We start from the raw sequence: 25,060 nt of genomic DNA, 5'->3' as shown, positions 1-25,060 counted from the left end.
AGGAGCTGCACTGCGGCGCGCGCTTATCTGTAGATCGCTTTGTTAGTCCTTTGTTTACCAAAGTCTGAAAAATGTAGGGTTGAAATATCGTGTGACCAGGGACAGAACCGGGTCGCCGCAGCAAAGCTCAGGGTGTGCTCAATCATGACGAACGCAATTGCCTATCTGATCAAGACCCGATGCCGGGCGGCGATGGGCCTTCTGGCGGTAGGGTTGCTCTCGGGATGTGCCGGCGATCTGATGTCCTATACATCCAATGTCCGCAACCTCATGCCCGAGGAAGCCGTAATCATGCCGCCACCGGGCGGGCCGGCTATCGTTTCGGTGCTCGAAACGCAGTATTCCAATGCCATCGACCAGCGAGATCCTGCTGAGAACCGATGCACGAACGCCGGGGCAGAACTACATCAATGCGATCTTCTTTGGCACGCGCAACTATTCTCCGATGAACAAGCGCTCACTGAGCTATACCGCGCTGACCGAGACGCGCATCGACGAGTCCATGCGTGAAGAGCTCGCCGGCGTCAGAATGGTGCAATCACCCTATTACGTGCAGAACAATTACGGTCCCTTTGGATATGCCTTTGGCCAGGGACGCGGTGATGATCTCTGCATGTATGGCTGGCAGCAGATCAGGCCGGGACGTGACAGCCTCGCGGCATTCGGACAGGCCGGGACTATTCAGATCAGGGTCAGGTTCTGCGAAAGCGGGGCCAGCGAAGACGATTTGCTCGGTATCATGTACGGCTATACCGTGAATGTCGCTGTCGAGGCCTATGGCTGGAACCCCTATGGCGAGCAGGCATCGCCACCGCCGCTTCTGGGTGAGACCGGTGCGCCGAGCTATCCACGCAAGGCCTATGATGACCGTCCGGAGCGCCTCGCCAATACCGAAGCCGTTCTGGAACGTACGACAGCGCGCAGCGTGCCTCAGACACGCAGTGCGACCGTCAGGTCCGCTGCCCCTGTCGTCGCTTCTGATGAAATCAGCCTTGATGTTGTGCGTCTGCCACCCGGCAGCCTGCCCTCGGGTGGCTATGTCAGCGTTCCGCCGGCCCCGGGCGTTTCTGCAGTCAGCGGCGCAGCGCCATCCGGCATGTCTTCCATTCCGGCGCCAGGACGTCAGCCTGCCTCGGCTATTTCGACTTCAGCGGCGCCGCAGCAGTCTTCGACCCCGTCTGCAGCGCCCTCAAGCAGCTCCATCCCGGTGCCTGCCAGGCCTTCCGGCGCGGCCCCGGCATCCCGATCCCCCGCGGCGGTTGCACCGGCGACAACAAAAACATCGCGTCCAACCTCTGCAGCACCCTGCCGCCTGCTGCCCGGTTCGACGACGGTGAGCTGTGAATAGCTCCGTGCGGTCGAATTATGCAATACTGGCCGACAAACTGTTTCGGTCCTGATGCTTGCAGGTTGCGGGCAGGACCGTTTATGTGCCCATCGAAAGGCCGATATGCCGCCAAACAGCGTGGAATGCGAATCTTGTGCAAGAGCCTTTCATTCAGTTCAGGAACCGTCTATCGCATCGCATATGATGGTTGGAGATGCGCAGCTTGCGAGCTTGGTTTCGTCTTTCTCCGGAAAACGGCCGCGGAGGAAAACAATTCTTAGGTTTCTTTCGTATAGGTTTAAGAAATACTCACACCAGCCTTTAGGAAGGGTGTTGCCGGATGCGTAGGGCAGCGATTGTCATATCTTGGATCGTAACGTCGATCTTCGTGCTGGGTCTTGTTACCCTGCCGATCGACCTGCGCACGCAGATCGTGGTCAGCGTCGTTGCCGTCGCGGTCATGATGGTGCTCAAACAAATGCACGCGGAAGGCAATTGGCGTTTGATCGCGTTGGCTTTCGGCACCTCCATCGTCCTACGTTACGTGTTCTGGCGAACAACGAGTACGCTTCCGCCTATCACCGAACTGCAGAACTTCATTCCTGGTGTTATGCTTTACTGCGCGGAAATGTTTTCCGTCGGCATGCTCGCACTCAGCCTTTTCGTGGTGGCCTTTCCGCTGCCGGTGCGTCCGCGCTGGGGCAAGCTCGAAGGCGAACTGCCCTATGTCGATGTCTTTGTGCCATCCTATAACGAGGATGCAACGCTGCTGGCCAATACGCTGGCCGCCGCCAAGGCTATGGATTATCCGCCTGAAAAGCTGAAGGTTTACCTTCTTGACGACGGTGGATCGGAGCAGAAGCGCAATTCCAAGAATTTGGTGGAGGCAAGCCTCGCCCAGACCCGCCACCGCGAGCTGAGGCAGCTCTCCGCAGAACTGGGCGTCGGTTACATCACCCGGCCGCGCAATGAGCATGCCAAGGCGGGCAACATGAATCATGCTCTGCAGTTCACCACCGGCGATCTCATCGTGGTGTTCGATGCCGACCACGCGCCGACGAATGATTTCCTGCAGGAAACGGTCGGCTACTTCCTCGAAGATCCCAAGCTATTCCTCGTCCAGACGCCGCACTTCTTCATCAATCCCGACCCGCTGGAGCGAAATCTGCGAACCTACGAGCTGATGCCCAGCGAGAACGAGATGTTCTACGGCATTATCCAGCGCGGTCTCGACAAGTGGAACGCCTCGTTCTTCTGCGGGTCGGCAGCGGTGCTGCGGCGTGAGGCTTTGAACTCGGTGAACGGTTTTTCCGGCGTGTCGATCACGGAAGATTGCGAAACCGCCGTCGAACTACACTCCAATGGCTGGAACAGCGTCTATGTGGACCGGCCGCTGATCGCCGGCCTGCAGCCCGCAACCTTCTCGAGTTTCATCGGCCAGAGAAGCCGCTGGGCACAGGGCATGATGCAGATCCTGCGCTTCAAGTTTCCGCTTCTGTTGCGCGGTCTCACCCTGCCACAGCGCCTTTGCTACATGTCGTCAAACCTGTTCTGGCTGTTCCCCTTCGCGCGCGCTTCATTCATGATCGCACCACTGTGCTATCTGTTCTTCGGCCTGCAGATCTTCGATGCGTCAGGTGGGGAGTTTCTGGCCTATACGCTGTCCTATCTGATCGTAAACATGCTGATCCAGAACTATCTGTTCGGTCAGTTCCGGTGGCCCTGGATCTCCGAGCTCTATGAATATATCCAGACGGTGCATCTGATGCCCGCCGTGGTCTCCGCCATCCTCAATCCAAGGAAACCGTCTTTCAAGGTTACGGCCAAGGATGAGTCGATCGAGCACAGCCGGCTTTCGGAGATCAGCCGGCCCTTCTTCATCATTTTCTTCGTCTTCGTGGCCGCCATGGTGATGATGGCTTACAGGCTTTATGCCGAGCCTTATCTGGCGGGGGTCACCTGGGTTGTGGGGGGCTGGAACTTCCTGAACCTGTTCTTGACGGCTGCAGCTCTGGGCGTGGTCTCAGAGGTCGGAGAGCGGCAGAAATCACGTCGTGTGAAGATGTCTCGGCGCTGTGAACTTGTGATCGGCGACAGTGTCTATCGCGGGACCATCGAGGATGTTGCGACCGCCGGCGCCGGTCTTCAGGTCCAGGTGCGCGATCTCGACCGGTTGCGCCCGGGAACGCATGCGCTGTTGCGTGTCGAACCGTACAAAGGGGGTGATCCCGGCGAAGTGCCGGTTATGATCCGGCACGCACGTTCGCTTGGCGAACTGGCCATGGTCGGCTGTCGTTATGCACCGGTCAGCAGCCTGCATAGTTCGGTCATATCCGATCTCATGTTCGCCAATTCGGAGCGTTGGCAGCAACTGTTGCAGTCGCGCAAGAATGATCCCGGCACACTTGCCGGTACCTTCTGGTTCATCAAAATGTCGGTTCGGCAAATGGGACGCGGGATGAGCTATTTTATCGGAAAATACCAGCCCAATACCGGCGGCGCTCCGGTTCGGGGGAAGGGCAAGAGCTGATGAGACGGATTCTGCTTGTCGTTATTCTGTTCCTGACCGGTTCCGGGTTGGCCGCCGCGCAGGCGGTCGCACCGTTCGATATGGGGGGCGATGGTTCAGGGCCGCCGCCAATGGCTGCTGAGCCCTTGCAACCGCAGCAGCCGGCGCAGGCAAGCGCTGCCACGACGGCGGAAAGCGTACCGTTTTTCCGCTATGTCATTCCCGCTGACGAGATGCGCCTCGAAGGGGAAAACGTGGAACGCTCCTGGTCGATGTATCTGACCGAGGAGCAGGCGCGGTCGGCAACGAAATTCAATATCGGCTACCAGAACTCGATTTTCGTAGCGCCTGAGTTTTCACGACTGACCATTTCGTTCAACAATGTGGAGGTCGCCCGGCCTCCGCTATCATCATCCGAGCGCCAGTCCGACCTGCGTTTCGATGTGCCCGCCGGTATTCTCGAACCCGGCTACAATATCGTTTCCTTCAAGATCAAGCAGCGACACCGGACTGATTGCGGCCTCGATTCCACCTATGATCTGTGGACCGATATCGATCCCGAGCGGACCTTTCTTATGTTCGACAGCCCTGATGCCGGAATGATGTCCAGCACCGAGGATATTCGTGCCGTCGGTGTGGATGCGCTGGGCCGTACACATTTTCACATCGTGGCACCGGCTCTGAGCGAAACGATTGCCTCCGATCCGATGTTGGAACTCGCCCAGGGACTCGCACTTCTGTCGGATATGCCGAATACCTTCTTCACATATTCGAAGTCCGAGCCGGTGAAGTTTGCGTCCGGCGTACTGCCCGTCTATGTCGGTACACCGGCTGAATTGCGCCCGATTCTGGGTGATGCGCTGCCGGATATTGGTACTACGCAGTCGGCGCGCTTCATTTCCACCAATAAGCTCGGTCAGAGTGTACTCGTTCTGGTGGCGCCGTCCTGGCAGCGGATCGGTCCGCTGATCGACGGCATCACCGCGCCTGCAGCCCGCAGTGCGGCCATGAAGGACGAGGCCTATTCGACCCATTCCTGGCGTAAACAGGATACCCAGCTTCTCACCGGACATCGCGTGCTGACATTTGAACAACTCGGCATTCCAACCCAGGAATTCTCCGGTCGCAGCTTCCGGGCTGAATTCGCCATCGGGCTGCCTGCCGATTTCTATGCCGATGCCTATGGCGAGGCGCGGCTGCTTCTCGATGCGGCTTACGGACCGATCGTTCTGCACTGGCAGCCGGCTTCATGTGTTCGTGAACGACCAGCTTGCAGCGACCTGGCCGATCAGCACGGTCAACGGTGCCGTGCTGCGGCGTACGCCGGTCCGGTTCACCATGCGGCATCTGAGACCGGGTGTGAACAAGATTGTGCTGGAGGCATCGCTTCTGACGCGCGAAGATGCGGCCTGCCTGCCGGGAGCGACCGCGGACGATACGCCGCGTTTTGCCGTGTTCGATACCAGCGAATTCGAAATGCCCGATTTCGGTCGGGTTGCTCAGGTGCCCAACCTCTGGGCCACAAGCGGTACGGCATTCCCTTATGCGCGCCACGAGGATCGGATCCCGTTCTATATCGATAGCCTCAACAGCGACACGATGGGTGCGGCATCTGATTTCGTAGCCAAGCTTGCCAATGCCGCGCGCCACCAGATTCCGGTTGATGTGGTGCATTCGATCGAGGATGTTGGTGATGGTGACGCAATTTTCCTTGGCAGCATCGGCACGATCCCTGCACAGGCTCTCAGAGAAACCAAGATTTCCCAGACAAGCCGTAGCGTTTGGACCCAGCAGGTCGGAGGCGAGGCCAATTATTCAGAGCCTGAGACCACGATCGAGGAGTGGGACGAGGCGGTAACTGCGGGCTGGTACAACTGGATATTCGAGGTCGAGAAATACCTGAAGCGCAATTACGACCTGTCATTCGAAACCCTGCGGTTCCTGCCGCGGCCGGATACCGATTATCTGCCGCCGAACTCGATTTCGATGATGATAGCGCAAGAGCCGAGCCCGAACGACGATGGTGCCTGGACGCTGATCGCCGCTCCAACCCATGAGAACCTCGCCAATGGCATGAGGGCGCTGACAAAGCGTCAGCACTGGGATGCTGTCCAGGGCCGTGTCACCACCTACAACCGCAATAACGGGGTGATCGACAATGTTGGCATCGGGGCGACAGTGTTTATATTCGACACGCCGTTTTCGATCAGCAATATAAGGCTGGTGTTGACCAACTGGTTTTCGACCAACACCATGTCGTTCTCGCTGGCACTGGTCATCGGCACGGTATTGCTCGGCATAGCGACCAAGGCGATGTTGACCCGTTTCGGCCGTTACGACGAGTAGCGATCGCTGAGCACCTGAAAGCCGATGACAGCCGCGCCGACAAGACCTGGTTCGTCACCGCTTTCGGCAGGCACCACAAGCGGATGCGATGGCCTTGTGAGCGTAAGGGGACGTACCGACCGGTCGAGCGCCCTCACCAGCGCGTGGTCGCGCGCAAGGCCGCCACCGGCAGGCACAATGGTGGCACCAGTGAGATTGACCGCCATGGCCAGCGGGCCGGCGACGAGCGCCAGAAAGGTTTCGACGGTGTGCTGTGCACGGGGTCGTCCGGCGTGCCAGTCGGCGAGAATGCTGGTGGCCTCTGCTTCAACGCCGCTAAGATGAGCATGGAGGTGTTCCAGGCCACGTGCACCGGCCACGGTGTCGAGGCATCCCGCAAGGCCGCAGCCGCAGGCAAAGTGCGGAATACGCGTTTCGCCGACGACCATTGGCACCACCGGCCCGTGACCCCACTCTCCTGCAACACCGCCGCTGGCATTGACCAGGCGGCCGCAGCTGACGAGGCCGCCGCCGACGCCGGTGCCGAAAATTGTCCCGAACACGATTTCGTGCCCTTTGCCTGCGCCGAAAATGGCTTCGGCCATGGCGAAGCAATCAGCATCATTGGCGATAATGACCGGGATTCCCGTCCGCTTTTCGAGATCGCTTTTCAGGTCCGTGCCATGTATCGCCGGAATGTTGGCAACGATCAGCGTTCCTGTTTCCGGATTGACCACACCCGCAAGCGAGATGGCTATGGCCGCCGGTTGTTCGGGAAGGGAGCTGGCAAAACCTGCGAGCCGGTCGATGAAGGCGATACGGTCGGCAGACGGTGTATCGAACCGGGTCACCCGGCCCGGACGCCCGCCCGCAACAGCCGTCGCTGCCCGGATAGACGTTCCGCCGATATCGAAACACAGGATAGGACTTGCCATGAGCTGCTCCCTTTGATGCGCTGCCGGCTCCGTGGGCATGAAGACGAGATCGCGACCCATGAACCGAAACGCGCTCTCAAACTCTGCAACGATAGCCCCAAGGCAGTGCTTATTGTGCTTCGGCGACCCAGCCGTCAACAGGTCGAGGAAGCTGGCGGCATAAGATCGGAACCAAAAACCACCATTTTGTGCGCTTTATGTGTGCGTTTACACCTGCCTCGACAAAGTCTGCGGTTTCTCATCTCAGATCGTCAGACTATTGCGGGAACAGCAATGTAACCTGAAAACGTGCGCCCCAACCCTGAGGGCCGCCATCCGGTGAAGCAGCCCAATAGCGTGCGCCAAGTCCAAACTGGACGGGTTGCTTGCCAATTTTGACCACTTGCGTGACGACGAAATTGATGGGCACAGACCAATCCTCTGTCTGCCAGTTATAGGTGCTTTCGGTGTTCAAGGTAAACGAGGTGGCCTTGGGCGTGGTATAAGACAGAAAGGGCTGAAGGAAGGTCGCCGATTGTTGTCCATATTGATCATTGTTGTTGATCGACCAGACATGGTTGGCCAAACCTCCGACTGTCCATCCATCGCTTTGTTTCAGGGCAACACCGGTCAGGCCGGCGCCCCATTGGTTGGGGGCAATGTCATCAGTGGCGGTGGGCGCCTGTATCACCGGGCCTACCCCCAGATCACCCCGTTCTGCGTCGCGGCTTTGGGTGAAAAGAATAAGCTCTGAAGGGTATTGCCCAAACCAGCTTCTGAGTTTCCGCCCGACACCCCGTCCTGACGAACGACCGGAATGATGGTGCGTGAAATCAGATTCCAGTCCTCACTGATCGAGATTGGGATCACGGGCTGAAAATTGATGTAGCTTTGGTGCCCATTCCCACTGATGCCGTAACCATCATTGTAGTTGTATTGTATCGGCACGCTGATGAGGTTAGCGATCGGGTTTGACAGTTTTTTCGCCAAATCAGCGCTGTCGCCGGCGCTTTGCGGGGCCGTTACATCAGCTGGCGCCGCTTGAGCCAAGGCACAACCGGGAACCGCAAGACTGAGAACAGCGGCAGCAAAGTGACGTGGCAATATCCTCATCATTCATGTCTCCATATGGAAATCCAACCGCCCGACTATGCTGCTCACACCCTGGTCTATTTCAGCAGCTCGATTTCACCCGGTCGCCAGCTCTTGTTGATCCAGGGCTCAAGCGGACCATACATGCGCAGGATCGTGAACCAGCTTTTCCCCGGTATGGTCTGAAGCCAGTTGCCCTCTTTGCCTTCTGGTGCTTCAGGCGCAAAATAAACATCGTAAGAACCATCGGTGTTTTTCTTGATGCCGTCAGACTGACTACCGACGGTGGGAAACGTCTGGCTGGTCTGCAACATGGAGCGGGTCTGGGTGTCGTACATTGTCACGGCCCAGAAATTATTCACCGGCACGTCTGGCGGCAGGTGCAGACGATAGGTTTTCGAGCCGTCGAAGGCCTGTTTGGTTGCGTCGCGAAATGCCACCGCATAATCCGAACCTTTGCCCGGATTGGTGACCGCCATTGCAGGACTTACGCCAGTATAATTGAAATAAAACATCGTTCGCGCGTCGAGATTGCGGGCGCCGTCGACGTCAAAAAACACATCCTTGTTGGCGTAGCCCATCACCCAGGAACTGTCGGAATCAGGATAGATAAACGCCCCCTTCATACGCGGATTATAGGTAATGGCTCTGGCTGTTGCATCGCCGATCGCGGCAGCCTCGCTCAGCAACTTTTTCATGCGGTCGTTTGGCTGAAACGGTTTTCCCTTGACGATGCCGATGGATGCCAGAAGTCCACGTGTCTCCGCACCGATTGCATCAATCGGTTCTTCCTGAACAACTGTGTTCAGCCCTTCGAAAAAGCTGAGATCGCTCGGCGCAACGGTATTGTAGCTCATGCCCGAAAAATTGATGAATTCGGTTTCGTCGGGATCATCCATCTTTGACAGCGGGTAGACTTTCAACTTGGTTTTGATGTTTTCGACGGCGGAGGCCAATCCGTCGGCAATGGATCCACGCAAAAACAGCAAGTTGTTATAAGTTGGGGTGTGGACGACGAAATAGCCGTCGGGAATTGTCCCATCATGGCCGGGTGGCAGCAGCAGATATTTACCGCCCTTGCCCTTGTCGGGGCCCACAAGACCCAGATCTTCGACATATCTGAACCAGGCATCGTCGAAAAAGCCCAGCATGCCCGGCGGCAATTCAACCACCAAAGGCCCATCAGCCTTTAAATCCAGATAGCCTAGAGCGTAAAGCGTCGAGGTGTTGCCAGTCAGATAAAGCGACGTCGAATCCAGCAGGTTCTCGGATATAGTAATCTTATTGGAACGGTTTGCGCCGATCTCTGCATTTCCTGACCGCATAAAGGCCAGAGACGCGGCGCCCTGATTGTTTAAAAAGACCTCAACGGCGCGCATCCGGTCGAGATTGTCATAAAGTGCGGCAACGGAGGCGTCGGTTGGAACACCGTCGAAGAACCCAAATGTGCCAACGGGCGTTTCGACCTTATCTGGCGTGGAAATCGCGTCCAGTGTCTGCTGGGAAACTTGCGCAAAAGCTGTCGTTGCCAATGCAACTGCAACAGCGGCCGGTGCTATTCTTGCTAATACCTGTCTTGCCATGTTTCATCCCCTCATGAATTGACCAGCATATCCTCGCAATATGCATGTCGTTCGCACCTGGCTGATCGAAATTGTGGATAGCAAGGCACCGCTTAAACGCGATCTTGCCGCCAATGATCGCCAAACCATCGATAGAACCGCGCATTGTGCGCCGTTTTTGACCCAGTGCTGTTGTACTCCGGCGACCCACCTATTTTGAACGGGGTGTGGGTGGTCCCGGGAATGTGTAGCTGCCGTCGAGAACAGCCTGTTCCGGTTCGTACATGCGCACGGCATAGTTCCAGCCGTCCATGATCGGCAGGCAATTTTCAATGCCTTCGCCGCAGCCACCAAAGCGGATGGTGTAAGAACCATCGCTGTTGGGCTTTGCGATCAGGTTGTTGAGGTTGTAGGCATGAAGGGCGTTTTCCTTGAAATAACCCTGCGCATCATAAAGACTGACCGACCAGAAACCCTTGACCGGAACATCCTTGACCGTGATCTCGTATTCCCCGACTGGCAGATCGGGTTGAACATTGATGTAAACAGCGTCCTTGTCAGGCAATCCGCCCCAGGCCGATGCTGTTCCGATCAGAAAATGGACCGGGTCAACATCTTCTTTTGATCCGAAAGTGTGCACATAGCGCTTTAGTCCCTTTGCAAGATCAAGAATGGGCTCAAGCGTCGCCTTGTAGCTTGTCTCGTCATAGTCCGGCATCTTGAAGGCCGTGTCTGATCCTGCCGATATTTCAATCTTATCCTGAAGCTTGTGGGCTTCTACAAGATCTGCCTCATCTGAGGCATTGACGAGTGTGCGGAAAATAAGACCAACAACTGGTGTGCCGAATTTTTCCATCGTCAGCTTGTGGGCACCTGCACCATAGAAAACGTCATTCACGTAGCCATCATTGTTGATGACCATCAGTGACATATAGCGCTTTCCTGCTTCTGGCATGGTGATTGTCGCACCCTTCGAGATGTCAACGACACCGAGGCTATAGAGCGTGTCACGGTTCATCCGGATGACATTCTGCTTATCAATCGGCGTTGGTGTCCTGTTGCTATGCAGCTTGTTGATCCCACCGGCCATTTCGATGATGCCGTCAAATTCCATATCGGTCTGCGCGCGGTCAAAATTGTCGACATTGACAACGATTGTTTCAGCGGCGGCAACGATTGGCGTAAAGCTTAATGCAAAGGCGAGCAGAAGCGAAAATGTTGCGAAATATTTCATTTTGGTCAGGCTCTTTCAAAAGGCTCGCGGAAATATTGAAAATGGCAAAGAACGCTCCGGTGCTGTTCTATTTGCTCGGCTCGATTTCACCCGGTCGCCAGCTCTTGTTGATCCAGGGCTCAAGCGGACCATACATGCGCAGGATCGTGAACCAGCTTTTCCCCGGTACGGTCTGAAGCCAGTTGCCTTCTTTGCCTTTTGGTGCTTCAGGCGCGAAATAAAGTTCGTATGAACCGTCGGCATTTTGCTGGATGCCCTTCGACTGGCTGCCAATGGTCGGGAATTTCTGGCTGGTCTGCAGCATTGATCGCGTCTGGGTATCGTAGAGTGTCATTGCCCAGAAATCATTGACCGGAACATTTGGCGGCAAGTGCAGCGTATAGGTCTTGGAGCCGTCAAATGGCTTCTTTTCGGCATCAAGCATGGCCAGTCCGTAGTCCGAACCGGCACCGGCCTTGGTCACCGCCATGGCTGGCGTCACGCCACCGGCGTTGAAGTAATATAAGGCACGGGCATCAAGCCCCATCGCGCCATCGGCTTCAAAACTGGTGTTCTTGTTGGCAAAGGCCGTCGACCATGTGCTGTCGGGATAGATTTCCACGCCGGAAATGCGGGGGTGGTAGGTAATGACCCGCGCGGTGGCATTTGCGATATCGCTTGCTTCGCCGAGCAGTTTTTTCATGCGCTCGGTCGGCGCAAATGGTTGTCCCTTGATGATGCCAATGGCCGCAATTGCACCACGCACCTCAGGGCTGATGGCATCAATCGGTTCTTCCTGAATAACGGCGTCGAGGTTTTCAAAATAGCTGAAGTCACTGGGGAAGACCGTGTTGAAAGCTTTGCCCGACACGTTAATGAATTCTGTTGGAGCAGGGCTTGCCGCGTCCTTCAGCGGATAGACTTTCAGTCCGGCGGTGATGTTCTTGACAGCCGGTTCCAGTCCGTCCTTTATCGAGCCGCGCAGGAACAGAAAATTCCGGTTGGTCGACGGCGACAGAAGGAAATAGCCTTCCGGTATTTCGCCGGAATAATGGGGTGGCACAACGAGATACTTGCCGCCCTTGCCTTTGTCTGGCCCGGTTACACCGATATTGCCGACGAAGCGCTGCCATCCATCATCGAGAAAGCCGAGCATGCCAGGCGGAACCTCGATAACGGTCGGCCCGTCACTGGCAAGGTCGGTGTAGGTGTAGGCATAAAGTGTCGATGTATTTGCTGTGACCACAAGGGTCTGGGAATCCATCAGGCCCTCGAACACCGCAATCCTGTTCGCCCCCTTGGCACCGGCATCGTCCAGCCCCTTGCGCACGCTGTACATCGATACCGCGCCGATATTATCCAGAAAGACCTCGACGCCGCGCATCCGATCAAGGTTGTCGTAAACCAGATCAACGGTCTTGTCCGTGGGGGTGCCATCGAAAAACTCCAGCCTGCCAATCTGTGTGTCGACCTTATCGGGTATCGAAATGGACTTCAGTTCGGCTTCGCTGACCTCGGCCAAAGCCTGCAACGGTATTTGAAAAATCAATACGGCGGTTGTCAGGGCAGCTAGATAACTGATTTTCATTTATTTTTAACCTTCAGGCTTAATCACTGTGGCGGGTTCAGACAGGGCTTCAACTTGGGCTCGAACAGGTCGCAGATCGGCTTGTGAAATAGTTGCTTCAAACATAGGCATATGCGACATTTTGTTGCTGTTCATTTTACGCCAGCCGCTTGAAAATCGAGGATGATCGCATGCGCATGATCCCGCTCATTTCCAGCCTGACAGTTCAGGGAATTCCTGATCTGATTAGCCGTGAACTGGGCAGAAAGACGCTGGCGCGCGCGAATTTGGCGGCGGGAATTGATCTTGAAGCGTTGGAAGGACAGAATTTTTTTATTCCGCAAGCTTCAGTTCTGTCGATAGTCGAAACGGCTTCCCGGGCTGCAGGGACAGAAAATTTCGGGCTGATGATGGTCAGCCAGATGGATGTGATCAATTATGGTATCTGGGGCCACTATGTGCTTGGGGCCGAAAATCTTGAAGCCGCAATCCAGCGGTGCATTACTGCTTTGCCATACCATTCCACCGGCGATGAGATGGCGCTTACCATTCATGGGCATGAGGCGCGGTTCAGCTATCGCTTCTCGCTGTCAAATCAGCGGGAATACGCCAACATCGCCAGTCTCGGCGCCGGGGTGTTGACCAGTCTATGCAAGGCCTATTGCCCTGGCTTGTGGCAGCCGCTGCGCATCGAACTCGATATTCCCAGGCCACGCCGGACAGCGCCGTTTGAAGATGTTTTTCGATGTCCCGTGGTTTTCAATGCACGCAAAATGAGTGTGGTTTTTGATGCGAGGCGTCTTTTTGCAGCTGTTGCGCGTCCGGCACAAAGTCCGCTGATCACAATTGAAGATGTTATCCGCGACCGGCGCGGCACAGTCCCGCGTGACATCACTGCCTCAGTCGCTGAACAGATCAGGCTGCAGCTCTTTGGAAGTGGCGAGGTGAAAATCGACGCCGTTGCCCGCTCCATCGGATTCAGTATCCGCACGTTGCAACGCGAGCTAAATTACGCCGGTGTTGATTTCCGCGCCATGCTCAACGCAGTCAGGATAGCAAGGGCCGCCGAGCTCCTGCGAGGCACCCCAATGCCGATCATCACCATTTCTACCGAGCTGGGCTACAATACTCCGGGCAACTTCTCGCGCATGTTTCGTCAGGCAACAGGTCAATCACCGAGCGAATATCGTGACGCCAACCTATCTCGTGTACCGGGTTTCATCGGCAATCATTCCGGTTGAACAACCTTCATCGCGAATGCGGCGGACGGCCTCACCCTTGATCTGTTCCGGCAGATATTCCGGCCATCGGGCGAGAGCCCGGCCTCAAAGTCCCGGATCTCAACGTCGCCATTCTCCACCATGACTTGAAAGGTGGAAAGCGGCCTTCCATCCGTTTTTTGGTTTTGCCAGTTCCCAAAACGGTGATTTGCAAAGCTTAATCCGGTACTTGCGTCTGAGACGCCAAGCGATCTCGCCCTCGATCTAGCGCGCATGAATTTGCAGTGGATAAGAGCGGCAGAACGTTGTTGCATTCGGTAGCAGTTCAAATCTCCGACACCCTGATAGGGATTTCGATTTGTTGGTGTGACGGCAAGTCATGCTATCAATCATATCAGTACTTTAAGTAAGTTACACGTGCCCTTATCTGGGCGCGATTTTACTTTCACTTATCACGTGAATTTTACGTCATTCCTTCGTCCGCCTGGCCTATTTGCGCTTTGCCGCAAGCCAGGCTTTGGCGTCTTCAACTTCCATGGGTTTGGCGAACAGGTAGCCTTGGGCATTGTGCACCTTGAGCTGGCACAGCATGTCCCGCTCGGCTTCCGTCTCGACACCTTCGGCAATCGTGCTCGCGCTGGTCTTTTCGGCGAAATGAACCATACCGGCCACCAGCGCCTGTTTGGCCGGGTTGGAGTCGATGTCGCGGATCAGCTCGATATCAAGCTTTAAAATGTCGGGTTTCATCCTCAAAAGTGCGACAAGACCTGAAAAACCGGCACCAACATCATCGACCGCGGTTCTGACGCCCATCGCTTTCAGTCGATCGAGCTCAAGACTCAGCCGCTCCTGATCTTCGACGATGTCATGCTCGGTCACCTCGACCACTATTCGCTTCGGATCGGCTGTGCGGATAATGTCCGCCAGCATGCCAGTTGCGATTGTTTCCGGCGAGGCGTTGACGCCGATCGTCATATCGGGTGGAAGCTGAGGGAGAAGTGAGAGCGCCTTTGTAATCGACAGCGCTTCCAGATCAACCTGCCGTCCAACCCTGCGGGCTTCCTCATACCAGAGGTTCGGTGGTCGGCAAGGGGTCCCGGAGAAGCGTGACAACGCTTCGAACTTGATGGGCTCACCCGTCTGAAGCGAAACGATCGGCTGTAGCACCATTCGCAGCGTGGCTCCGCCCATAGCGTCGTCAATGCGGGCCTCAGCCTCGGAAAGCTCGCTACGACGGCGCAAGCCCGCATTGATCTGCCTGCCGGCAAGATTGGCGAAGGTTTCCATCACCTTCAGGTCGCGCTCGCCCAGTGACGGATTGGGTGTTGTGCGCAGGCAGCAGAACATGCCGAACACGGACCCGTCATCACGGTAGACCGGCACGCTGAGGTGGCTGCCAATCGGTATGTTTGCAGTGATTGGCATGGAGACGGCAAGCGGGTGGTCGCCGGTATCGGCCATTACGTTTGGAAGCCTTCCATCGAGAATATGCTGACAGTAGACCTCTTGAAGACTGAAAACGGCGCCGGGAAAGGCCAGCGCCTCGAAGCCTGGGGCGTTGACAGCGCGGAACACCGAATTACCGTCGATAATCTCCGATAAATAGGCAACCTGCATGTCAAAATGGGTACGGACCGTTTCGAGAATGAGATCAAGCGTATCGCCATCCTCGGTTGGACTGTCGAGATCAAGTTTGAGGGGCAGGCGGCTCATCGTGGTTGGCCTTTGTTCGCTGAAGTGGTGTGCGCCGGTCTTTGACTGTTAGGGCGTTCTGACCTTGTTTTTCCTGAACCGTTTCAAAGCAGGAGGCCGCGGTTCTTCAGCCCCGAATGCGATTGGTTTTTGCTGTTACTAAATATATGTGCCAGAGCGCGAACGTCCAGCACCATTCCTGGTAAAACGGCGGAGGCCAGAGACCGAAGGCCGTATGCAGATCAGATGGATTTCGAGGGAGCAGAGGCCGCCGCAGCTTGTACTCGCCTGCTTTTGACCTCTATACCGGCTAGATCGAAACAAATTCCGTCAGCCTTGGTATCGGAGAGAAAGATTGACAGATCGTATCGAAATCGCCGACGGACTGACATTCAGCCGCCTCGTCTACGGCATGTGGCGGATTACCGACGCTGACACCTCTCCAGGCCATGTGCAGGAAAAGGTCGAGGCCTGCATCGCGCAGGGCATCACCACCATGGATCAGGCGGATATCTATGGCGGCTATACTGCCGAGGCGGTGCTTGGCGGTGCACTGAAGGCCGCGCCCGGCCTGCGCGACAGGATAGAGATCGTGACCAAATGCGGCATTGTCGCGCCCGTCGGCCGGCATGCGGAGGCTTCGGTGAAGCACTATGACACGTCGAAAGCGCATATCCGCGCCTCGGTTCAGGCTTCGCTTACCGATATGGCGACCGATCACATCGACCTGCTGCTGATCCACCGGCCCGATCCACTGATTGATCCGGAAGAAACCGGCAGGGTACTTGATGATCTGGTGGCCGAAGGCAAGATCCGCGCTGCCGGTGTCTCGAATTTCCGCCCTTGGGATTTTTCGCTTCTGCAGTCGAACATGCATGCGCGGCTCGCCACCAACCAGATCGAACTCGGCCTTCTGGCGCCCGAACCGTTGGTCGATGGCGATCTCGCCTTCCTGCAGGAACGCAAGCTGCCGGTGATGGCATGGTCGCCGCTTGGTGGCGGCAAGCTTTTCGGTGAGGCCGGAAAGCCCCTGATCCATGCACTTGAGAAGATCGGAAAGCGCTTCGGTGTTGATGCCGGTGCGGTCGCGATCGCCTGGCTGCTGGCGCATCCGGCAAAAATCCTGCCGGTGCTCGGCACCAACAATCCCTATCGGATCGCGAAAATTACCGAGGCCCTCAAGGTCGAGCTCGGCCGTGAGGACTGGTTCACACTCTTTGAGGTGGCGCTCGGTCATGAAGTGTCATGAGGAGAGGGTGATGATGCGCTGCTCTGCCATCGGCAGCTGAAAGCCGCAATCGTGCAAACAGGCAGAAATTTCGTGCGGCAGCACTTCGTCTGGTCTAGACATGGCGTCGGACGACGGTTCACTGCAGAACGGGGGCGCTTTTACGCGAAATCCTGGACTGCGGCAGTGCCTGCGACCCCGATTACGGCGTGTGACGGATAGACCGATGACAATCTTGCTGGCTGCAGCTTCTGTTCTTGCGCGGGTCAATGGCCCGCTACTGGCGCTCGGTCGGTGGACGGGCGCTGGCTTGATGGGGCTGATGGTTATCGTCATCCTCATCCAGGTGTTCTTCCGCTATGTGCTGAATGATGCGCTGGCCTGGACGGAGGAGTTGGCGCGCTTCCTGATGCTGTGGATGGTAAGCCTGATGGCGCCGACGGCCTTCAGGCATGGCGGCTTCATCAGCATCGACACGATAAAGCGGTTCTTGCCGGAAAGGCTTGCCGCCTTTGTCAATCTGGTTCTGCTGCTCATATCCGCTGTCGTGTTGTGGTGGGCCGTCAATATTGGCTGGAATGAGGTGATGGGGATCGGCGGCCGTTTCACCATGCCGTCGCTGACGATCCCGACCGCGCTTGATCTTTCCACATGGATGAAGGTTCCGCGTGCCTGGATGATGGCTTCGCTGGCAACCGGGATCACCATGATGCTCGCGGTCAATATCGAGTTGCTGCTGCGGCTTTTGGCCGATCTTCTCGGTGCTGGCAACCGGCTGAAACCGCTTCCGGTCGTCTTCGGGCTGGAGAGGGAATGATGCTGAGCCTGTTTCTGCCGCTGTTTCTGATCTTCCTGTTTTGCGGTCTTCCGGTGCTGTTTGCGCTGATTGCCGCCCCGGCATTGTTGCTGTGGTTCAACGGGCAGGAACGCGACATCGTGCTGCTCTATCGCAATGTCTATAACGGCATGGATTCATTTCCGCTGATGGCGGTGCCCTTCTTCATGCTGGCGGGCGAGCTGATGAACCGGGCCGGCATAACCGAGCGGCTGGTGGAGTTCTCGCAGGCCGTGATCGGTCATTTCCGCGCCGGCCTTGCCCATGTGAATATCCTCTCCTCCATGCTGTTTGCCGGGCTTTCCGGTTCTGCCGTGGCCGATGTTTCAGCGCTCGGCGCAATGATGATCCCGGCCATGGAGAAACAGGGCTATTCGCGCAAATTTGCAGCAGCCATTACCGCCGCCTCCTCGATCATCGGGCCGATCATACCGCCGTCGGGCATCATGATCATCTACGCCTATGTGATGGGAGAAAGCGTTGCCGCGCTGTTTCTGGCGGGCATCGTGCCGGGCGTGCTGATGGGTGTTTCACTGATGGTTTTGGTCCGGTTGATGGCCGACCGGCAGAGATTGCCAGCGGCCACCGAAAAGGCGAGCTGGAGGGCGCGCGGCGATGCCAGTCTGAAAGCCTTCTGGCCGCTGCTCACCCCGATTATCATCATGGGGGGTATTCTGGGTGGCGTATTTACGCCGACAGAGGCTTCGGCAATTGCTGTTGCCTATGCCTTCGTGATTGGCTTCTTCGTGCTGCGCTCGCTCCATGTGCGCGATGTACCGGGTATCTTGATGCGCGCCGGGCTCACCTCCTCGGTGGTGCTGTTGCTCGTCGGCGCGGCCATGGCCTTCAAGACAGTGGCCTCGCTTGCGCACACGCCTGAGCTTCTGGCCTCGTTCATGCTGGGGCTGACGGAAAACCCGCTGATCCTGCTGTTCCTGATCAACATCCTGCTATTCGTCGTCGGCATGTTTCTTGATGCCGGCCCGGCGATCATCATTCTCGGGCCCATACTGGGGCCGATTTTCCTCAAAATGGGCGTTGACCCGGTGCATTTCGCCATCATCATGGCGGTCAATCTGACAGTCGGCCTTCTGACGCCGCCAATGGGACTGGTGCTGTTCGTCACCTCGTCCGTTTCGCGCCTCAGGGTGGAGACCGTGGCGCGTGCGGTGCTGCCGTTTCTGGCCGTCGAGGTGGTGATCATCTTTCTGATCACCTACATCCCCGCACTCAGTCTGACGCTGCCGCGGATGTTCGGATTTCTGGAGTAAACATGCAAAATAAACTGATCCAAGGGAGAATTGAAATGCTCAGGGACATGATGAAGACGGCGCTGCTCGCCGGAGCGCTGGCCATCTCGGCGGGCCAGCTTGCGGCGGCTGCCGATATAACGCTGCGCGCCACGGCCAATTCCAACGAGAACGACGAGGATTATGACGGTCTCGTGGTCTTCAAGAATTATATCGAGAACGCCTCCAACGGGACGATGGCGGTCGAGATATTCATGGGCACCCAGATCTGCGCCACTGGTGAGGAATGCCTTCAGGGCATCGCCGACGGCACGATCGACATCTACATGTCGACCTCCGGCGGCGCTGCGGGCCTGTTCCCCTATCTGCAGATCCTCGATCTGCCCTATCTGATGAACGACGACCGCGTGGCCGAGGAAGTGCTCTCCGGCCCGTTCACGGCCGAACTGCGTGATCTGGCGCTGGCAGACAGCGGTGACACCATCCGGCTGATGACGATCGGCAATACCGGTGGCTGGCGTAATTTCGCCAACACCGAGCACACCATCAAGACGCCCGCCGATATGGCCGGCATGAAGCTGCGCACCGTACCGGCGGAACTGCCGCAGGAACTGGTGCGCTCGCTCGGGGCCGCTCCCACGCCGATTGCCTGGCCGGAGCTGTTCACCTCGCTGCAGACCGGTGTTGTCCAGGGCACCGCCAATGGCATCACCGACATCATGAACATGAAGTTCACCGATGCCGGGCTGAAATTCATCACGCTTGACCGCCATTCCTATATGGCCGCGTTCTGGTGGATGTCGAACGAGCGGTTCGAGGGCCTTTCGGACGCGCAGAAGACCATTGTCGCCGATGCATTCTACGGGCTGCAGCAGGCAACCTTTGCCAGCCCCAAGCGCAAGGAAATTGCCGCCTATGAGGGTTTCCTCAAGGCCGGTGGTGAGATCTATGTGCCGAATGAAGCCGAAAAGGCCGAATTCAAGACCGCTGTCGAACCGGTTTTCGATTGGTTCAAGTCTTCCGTACCGGGTGGCGAGGATATTTTCGCAAGCTTCACCGCCGCTGTGGAAGAGGCCGAAGCGACCGTGAACGAGCAGCGCGCGGTGGAAATCGCCAACTGAGTTTTCGGTACCCTTTGCCGGAAAACGATACAGAAAATGGCGGCATTCGCTCAGAACGCCGCCATTTTTGTTTTAAAGCGCGAAAGACGGCAGCTTGTTCCGGCAAGACGCGAAGAAAACGGCGCCGGTTAGCCATCGAGGGGAAAGAGATGCGCCCTTTCCGGGGCGAAGACGAGGGTGATTTCACTGCCGGTATCAAGCGGGCGGTCCTCTGCAAGGGCGGCAACGATGCGGCCGCCGCGCGAGAGCTCGACATTGATAATGGTTTCCGTGCCGAGGCGTTCGACCAGCGACACCGTGCCATGCAGTCCGCCCGCCGTGCCATCCTTCACGACATCGAGATATTGCGGGCGAAGGCCGAGCCGGGCCGTTGACGTGCTGGAAAAGTCGAAGCGTGTCTGAGGAATGGCGACCGGGTCCAGCGCGTCCGATTTGACTGTTATGGTCTCGCCTTTCTGCTCGACGATGTCGACATCCATGAAATTCATCGATGGTGAGCCGATGAAGCCGGCGACAAACAGGTTCGCGGGCGCGTGGTAAAGCTCCATCGGGCTTCCGACCTGCTGCACTTCGCCATCCTTCAGCACCACGATCCGGTCGGCGAGCGTCATCGCCTCGACCTGGTCATGGGTTACATAAATCATCGTTGCGCCAAGCTGGTTGTGGAGTTTGCCGATTTCCATACGCATATCCATGCGTAGCGCGGCGTCAAGGTTCGACAGTGGCTCGTCGAACAGGAAAACGGCCGGATTGCGAACAATCGCCCGGCCGATGGCAACCCGCTGGCGCTGGCCGCCGGAAAGCTGCGAGGGGCGGCGGTCAAGCAGGTGCTCCATTTGCAGGATGCGCGCCGCCCGCTGGACGGCTTCTTCCTTTTCCTTCTTGCTAACGCCGGCAATTGTCAGCCCGAAGGCGACGTTTTCGCGAACCGACATATGCGGGAAGATGGCATAAGTCTGGAACACCATGGCGATGCCGCGTTCCTTTGGCTGCAGGTCATTGACCCGTTTACCGCCGATTTCGAGCGTGCCGCCGGAGATGTCCTCAAGGCCTGCGATCATCCGCAGCAGCGTTGATTTCCCGCAGCCCGAAGGGCCGACGAAGACGACGAACTCGCCGTCTTCGATCTCAAGGTCGACACCCTTGATGACCTCGACCTGGCCGAAAGATTTGCGGATGTCACTGAGCGCCAGTTCTGCCATGTCGATTCTCCCCTCAGCCCTTGACGCCGGTGGATGCGATGGATGCGATGAAGGCGCGTTGCAGCACCAGATAGAAGACGAGAACCGGAATGGTGATCAGCGAGAGATAGGCCATCACTTCGCCCCAGGGCACGTTGAGCTGGAAAAAATAGCCAAGCCCGACCATGATTGGCCGGTGGGCCTCGTCCTGCACCACGATCAGCGGCCAGAGATATTGTTCATTGTACATTTTCAGCGCTTTCAAAATGGCTGCCGTTGCAATCACCGGGCCTGAAAGCGGCATCACCACGCGGCGGTAAACCTGCCACCAGCTCGCGCCTTCGGCGCGCGCCGCCTCGATCAGTTCGCCCGGCAGGTCCTTGAAATACTGGACGAACAGAAAGACCGTCAGCGCGTCGGCGATCCATGGGATGATCTGAACGCGATAGGTGTTGAGCCAGCCCCAGCTCAGCCCGTCGAGGCCGAGCCATGGCAGGCGCGAGACGAACAGCAGAAGTGGGATCGCAATTGTCTCGAACGGAATGATCAGCGTTGCCAGAACGATGGAAAGCACCAGCGTATTGCCGCGCCAGCGCACGAAGGTGAAGGAGAACGCGCCGAGCGAGCATAAAAACAGCGAGGCCAGAACCGTAATCGTGGTGATCATCACCGAGTTGAACACGAACAGGCCGATCGGCGCGCGCTCGAAAGCACCGGCGTAGTTTTCAAGGCTGATGTCGCCAACCGGTAAAAAGGCTCGGAGCGACGAGGTGTCGCGCAGAAGCTGGGCGTCGGGCTTCAGCGACGACATCACCATGAACAGAAGCGGAAGCAGGAAGACCAGCGCCACCAGAAAAAGAACAAGGTAGCGCGTGAAAAGCCGGAGGCCATGATTGTCACCGGAAATGGCGGCCATGGTTCAGCTCCTTTCCCGGGTAAAATAGCGCTGCGCCAGAGATATGGTGAGCACCAGCACAAACAGCACGACCGAGATCGCCGAACCACCGGAGATATCCTGCCGCCCGTAGCCGCGCTCGACCGCCTGATAAACCAGCGTCTGTGTGGAATCGAGCGGTCCGCCCCTGGTCATGACGTCAATCTGCGCGAACACGGCGAAGCACTGCATGGTGATGACCACCAGAACCAGAACGGCAGTGTTGCGCAGGCCCGGCCAGGTGACATAACGGAAGGTCTGCCATTTGGACAGAACCCTCAATGGCAGCGGCCTCGTAAAGTGTTGGCGAAATAGTCTGCAAGCCGGAAAGCCAGATCACCATGTGAAAGCCGACCGCCTGCCAGATAGACATGGCAATGATGGAGCCGAGTGCGGTGCTTGTATTGCCGAGCCAGTCGACCGGCTGGAACAGGCCGAAGGTCATTCCGGAAAGCAGGGCGTTCAAAAGACCGTCATTGCCGTCATAGATGAACCGCCAGAGCAGCGAGACGACGACGATGGAAACCACCACCGGCATGAAGAACACGGCGCGGAAGACGTTCACCCCGCGTAGACGCTGATTGATCAGCAGCGCCAGACAGAGCGCCAGTCCGGCCTGCACCGGCGCGGTCACCGCCACGAAAACCAGTGTATTGCTCAGCGCCTTCATGAACACCACGTCGCGCGCTACCACCACATAGGCGGTGTTTCCCGCATGGACGCGGAACCATTCGCGCATGCCGCGATATTGCGGGTAGTCATCGGATCGGGTCAGGGAGCGCACACGCGGATATTCCAGCGCACCGTCATCGTCACGCACCAGCTGACCGGTATCATCGCGTTCGGGTTCGATTTTCAGCACGTTGAGGCCGAGAAGATCGCGATAGTTCTCCATCCCGACATAGCGGGTTGGGTTCGGCGAAATCAGCCGCTGGTCGGTAAGCGAAAAGCCGATCGCCAGAAAGAACGGCAGGATGATGAACAGGCCGATGAGCAGAACGGACGGCGCGGCAAAGGCCCAGCCCGCCCCGTTATTCTCCGTCAGTTTCCGGCTCATGCGCGTCGTTCCTTATGGTCGATACCGGTGGGCTGTCGCGTCTCTGTTTCTGCGTCATGCCCTAGTGGAATGAATTTGACATTTGAGTCCCGTTTCAGCGACCGCGTCCATCAAATGTCAAATTCTAAAATTCCATTAGAAAATATATACTTGCTAGTGGTCCCTATGATTCCAACATTTGCTGATGAGGTCGCAGCGAGGGGAATAAAATGTTGGAATCGGACCACTGGGATGACTCAGAACGGAGGCAGACGTGCGCAATGAAAGAGGACCGGCCGAAGCCGGCCCCCTTTTGGCCCCCGCCTGATCAGTTGTGGCCGTAGCCCTGATTGCGCTCGATATCGGTGTTGATCTCGTCCACCGCGCCGTCGAGTGTGTCGGCGACATTGGCGCCGTTGGCGATGTCGGAAATCGCCTTCTGGAACACGCTGGTTTCAACCACATAGCCGGGTGTTACAGGCCGAAGCGAGCCCTGCGCGTCAGACAGGCCGTAGAAAACGGCAAGCGGTGCGCCTTCCTTGTAGAGTTCCGACATGTCGGCTGCACCCTTTGTCGCCGGGACAAGGCCGATGGCATTCGAGAATTCGGCGAGATACTTGTCCTGAATGGCGAATTCGATGAATTCGGCAGCACCTTCAGGATGTTCGGACGCAGCCGAAATGCCAAGCTGCCAGCTTGCCGCGCCGATCTTCGGACCATTGCCGAAATCGGGCGCGGGCAGGAAGACGACATCGTCAACGGCGTCGAGCTTGGCGCGCGCCGTCCAGTTGCCGTTCCAGTCAATGGCATAGGAGCCGTCTATAAAGCCGTTCTGATGGTCGGCGGGGTCCTGGCTGGTGCCGGGTGCAAGGTCACGGTCGAACAGCGACTGCCACCATTCGCCGAATGCGATGGCTTGGTCACCGTTCAGCACGCCCTCTGCCGTCTGGTAATCGGAACGATCAACGAGGTCGCCGCCGAAGGACTGCAGGAACGGCAGGAATGCATAAGTGTACCATTCGCCATTGTCTGCCATGCCGAGGTTCAGCGGATATTCGAAATCGCCGCTGTCCTTCAGCTTGACGAGAATGGCGTCGAACTCTTCCGCCGTCCACGGCTCTTCCAGCGTCGGTGTGCGGATATCGTATGCGTCCAGAGTGGACTGGCGCGTCATTATGGCGAGTGCCGCATCCCAAAGGCCGATGGAATAGATCTGGCCATCCCATTTGCCAATGGCGCCGGGCAGGAAGCCCTCAATGGCGCTTTCATCGATCGGAAGCGGCTGCATGTAGCCGGACCAAGCCCAGTTCGGCATGATCGGCCCGTCGACATCGATGATGTCCGGCAGATTGCCGGCAAGGGCTGCTGCCGTCACCGATCCATTATAGGAATTTTCCGGAAAGCTCTCGAGCACGACCTCCCAGTCGTCCTGGCTTCCGTTGAAATCGGCAACGATCCCCTCGAGAATGCTCGCCTCCGTCGGGTTGCCGGCGCCGTGATACCACATGGAAAGTTCAGTCGCTGCAAAGGCACCGGCGGGCAGCACCGTGGACGTCATCAGTGTCGCGAGGGCAAGGGCAGTTCTCTTCATCGTCAATCCTCCGATTTGAACATTTCGGGCCTCTGGACGGAGGCGGAAGACGAGCGGCATTAGCCGCCCGCAGGAAACGGTTGTTGGGAGGAACGGTAGCAACAGCTTGATGTGTGCACTATCGCTTAGGCGGGCCAGAATGAAGAGGTCATACGCCTCAGGGGAGCGGCCGACCGCCGGACCGCCTCAGCGGCCCGGCTTGTTGCAGGCGGGGGCCTTCCGTCGCTCGAAATCAGGCGAAATGCCGTTCGAGCGATCTGGAATTGCCGCCGTACCCTCCCCGTACATTGGCAATAGTGGCCTCCCCGCCGTGTCCCACTTAAGGGACACAACTTTTAGTGAGCGCTTCATTAACACGAAAGTTCCGCCGGCCACAACCGTGCGGCCGGGATTTCTTGGTGTCCGCATTGCATCCTTGATCTGCTGACAAGGAATGACACACCAGATAGCATGATTGCACAGG

Annotated in this window: 18 protein-coding genes and 3 pseudogenes; 10 read left to right on the top strand and 11 right to left on the bottom strand. The window is 57.4% G+C overall.

What is annotated here, in order from left to right:
• Positions 1 to 144: 144 nt before the first annotated feature.
• The 5 genes and pseudogenes from AC0L7L_RS15100 to AC0L7L_RS15080 all read left to right on the top strand — a co-directional run.
• Positions 145 to 330: pseudogene (locus AC0L7L_RS15100) on the top strand (hypothetical protein); the annotation flags it as partial.
• 16 nt (positions 331 to 346) lie between these two features.
• Entirely contained in the window at positions 347 to 1,348 is a 1,002-nt protein-coding gene (bcsN, locus tag AC0L7L_RS15095) for a cellulose biosynthesis protein BcsN (protein WP_473509851.1), read from the top strand.
• Positions 1,349 to 1,667: 319 nt separating this feature from the next.
• Positions 1,668 to 3,857, top strand: coding sequence for a UDP-forming cellulose synthase catalytic subunit (bcsA, locus tag AC0L7L_RS15090; protein ID WP_473509849.1), 2,190 nt, complete (start codon positions 1,668 to 1,670; stop codon positions 3,855 to 3,857).
• Positions 3,857 to 5,047, top strand: a pseudogene (locus AC0L7L_RS15085) (cellulose biosynthesis cyclic di-GMP-binding regulatory protein BcsB); the annotation flags it as partial. The gene bcsA and the pseudogene AC0L7L_RS15085, both read left to right, overlap by 1 nt.
• The gene (locus tag AC0L7L_RS15080) at positions 5,007 to 6,182 is read left to right on the top strand and encodes a cellulose biosynthesis cyclic di-GMP-binding regulatory protein BcsB (RefSeq protein ID WP_473509847.1); all 1,176 of its coding nucleotides are present in this window, start codon (positions 5,007 to 5,009) and stop codon (positions 6,180 to 6,182) included. The pseudogene AC0L7L_RS15085 and the gene AC0L7L_RS15080, both read left to right, overlap by 41 nt.
• Here the strand turns inward: AC0L7L_RS15080 and AC0L7L_RS15075 are convergent.
• The 5 genes and pseudogenes from AC0L7L_RS15075 to AC0L7L_RS15055 all read right to left on the bottom strand — a co-directional run bounded on the left by AC0L7L_RS15075 (position 6,170) and on the right by AC0L7L_RS15055 (position 12,530).
• Positions 6,170 to 7,096 (bottom strand): ROK family protein, encoded by a 927-nt coding sequence (locus tag AC0L7L_RS15075; protein WP_473509845.1) that lies wholly within the window; start codon positions 7,094 to 7,096, stop codon positions 6,170 to 6,172. The two genes, AC0L7L_RS15080 and AC0L7L_RS15075, sit on opposite strands and share 13 nt — an antisense overlap.
• Before the next feature lie 256 nt (positions 7,097 to 7,352).
• Positions 7,353 to 8,188, bottom strand: a pseudogene (locus AC0L7L_RS15070) (transporter).
• A 56-nt stretch (positions 8,189 to 8,244) separates the two neighbouring features.
• Positions 8,245 to 9,750, bottom strand: coding sequence for a DUF1254 domain-containing protein (locus tag AC0L7L_RS15065; RefSeq protein WP_473509844.1), 1,506 nt, complete (start codon positions 9,748 to 9,750; stop codon positions 8,245 to 8,247).
• Positions 9,751 to 9,940: 190 nt separating this feature from the next.
• Positions 9,941 to 10,963 carry a DUF1254 domain-containing protein gene (locus AC0L7L_RS15060; protein WP_272212829.1) on the bottom strand — a complete coding sequence of 341 codons (1,023 nt, stop codon included), beginning with the start codon at positions 10,961 to 10,963 and terminating at the stop codon, positions 9,941 to 9,943.
• A gap of 67 nt (positions 10,964 to 11,030) precedes the next feature.
• The gene (locus tag AC0L7L_RS15055) at positions 11,031 to 12,530 is read right to left on the bottom strand and encodes a DUF1254 domain-containing protein (RefSeq protein WP_473509843.1); all 1,500 of its coding nucleotides are present in this window, start codon (positions 12,528 to 12,530) and stop codon (positions 11,031 to 11,033) included.
• A gap of 170 nt (positions 12,531 to 12,700) precedes the next feature.
• Between AC0L7L_RS15055 and AC0L7L_RS15050 the strand changes: the two genes are divergently transcribed.
• Complete coding sequence (locus AC0L7L_RS15050) at positions 12,701 to 13,750, top strand: AraC family transcriptional regulator (RefSeq protein ID WP_473509841.1); 1,050 nt, start codon at positions 12,701 to 12,703, stop codon at positions 13,748 to 13,750.
• A 468-nt stretch (positions 13,751 to 14,218) separates the two neighbouring features.
• Here AC0L7L_RS15050 and AC0L7L_RS15045 read toward each other — a convergent pair whose 3' ends face one another.
• Positions 14,219 to 15,442: a sensor domain-containing phosphodiesterase gene (locus AC0L7L_RS15045; RefSeq protein WP_272212824.1), complete on the bottom strand. Its 1,224-nt coding sequence runs from the start codon at positions 15,440 to 15,442 to the stop codon at positions 14,219 to 14,221.
• A 334-nt stretch (positions 15,443 to 15,776) separates the two neighbouring features.
• Here AC0L7L_RS15045 and AC0L7L_RS15040 point away from each other — a divergent pair, with 334 nt between their 5' ends.
• From AC0L7L_RS15040 to dctP, 4 genes are all read left to right on the top strand, one after another.
• Complete coding sequence (locus AC0L7L_RS15040; RefSeq protein ID WP_473509838.1) at positions 15,777 to 16,670, top strand: aldo/keto reductase; 894 nt, start codon at positions 15,777 to 15,779, stop codon at positions 16,668 to 16,670.
• A gap of 205 nt (positions 16,671 to 16,875) precedes the next feature.
• Complete coding sequence (locus AC0L7L_RS15035; protein ID WP_272212822.1) at positions 16,876 to 17,466, top strand: TRAP transporter small permease; 591 nt, start codon at positions 16,876 to 16,878, stop codon at positions 17,464 to 17,466.
• Entirely contained in the window at positions 17,466 to 18,755 is a 1,290-nt protein-coding gene (locus AC0L7L_RS15030) for a TRAP transporter large permease (RefSeq protein WP_473513949.1), read from the top strand. The genes AC0L7L_RS15035 and AC0L7L_RS15030 overlap by 1 nt, the downstream gene beginning before the upstream one ends.
• 35 nt (positions 18,756 to 18,790) lie before the next feature.
• A complete protein-coding gene (dctP, locus tag AC0L7L_RS15025) occupies positions 18,791 to 19,855 on the top strand; it encodes a TRAP transporter substrate-binding protein DctP (protein WP_473509836.1) in 1,065 nt (354 codons plus the stop codon).
• A 128-nt stretch (positions 19,856 to 19,983) separates the two neighbouring features.
• Here the strand turns inward: dctP and AC0L7L_RS15020 are convergent, their stop codons facing one another.
• The 5 genes from AC0L7L_RS15020 to AC0L7L_RS15000 form a co-directional block, all read right to left on the bottom strand.
• Positions 19,984 to 21,057 carry an ABC transporter ATP-binding protein gene (locus AC0L7L_RS15020; RefSeq protein WP_272212819.1) on the bottom strand — a complete coding sequence of 358 codons (1,074 nt, stop codon included), beginning with the start codon at positions 21,055 to 21,057 and terminating at the stop codon, positions 19,984 to 19,986.
• A 13-nt stretch (positions 21,058 to 21,070) separates the two neighbouring features.
• On the bottom strand, positions 21,071 to 21,952 hold the full coding sequence (locus AC0L7L_RS15015) for a carbohydrate ABC transporter permease (RefSeq protein WP_473509833.1): 882 nt from the start codon (positions 21,950 to 21,952) through the stop codon (positions 21,071 to 21,073).
• Between the two features lie 3 nt (positions 21,953 to 21,955).
• Positions 21,956 to 22,126 carry a hypothetical protein gene (locus tag AC0L7L_RS15010; RefSeq protein ID WP_473509831.1) on the bottom strand — a complete coding sequence of 57 codons (171 nt, stop codon included), beginning with the start codon at positions 22,124 to 22,126 and terminating at the stop codon, positions 21,956 to 21,958.
• 4 nt (positions 22,127 to 22,130) lie between these two features.
• A complete protein-coding gene (locus AC0L7L_RS15005) occupies positions 22,131 to 23,027 on the bottom strand; it encodes a carbohydrate ABC transporter permease (RefSeq protein ID WP_473509829.1) in 897 nt (298 codons plus the stop codon).
• 307 nt (positions 23,028 to 23,334) lie between these two features.
• Positions 23,335 to 24,597 (bottom strand): ABC transporter substrate-binding protein, encoded by a 1,263-nt coding sequence (locus AC0L7L_RS15000; RefSeq protein WP_272212814.1) that lies wholly within the window; start codon positions 24,595 to 24,597, stop codon positions 23,335 to 23,337.
• Between the last annotated feature and the right edge of the window lie 463 nt (positions 24,598 to 25,060).

It is taken from the genome of Martelella sp. K41-7 (assembly GCF_055808365.1).
The sequence above is the reverse complement of the archived record's forward strand: the minus strand, read 5'-3'. Positions and strand labels throughout refer to the sequence as shown.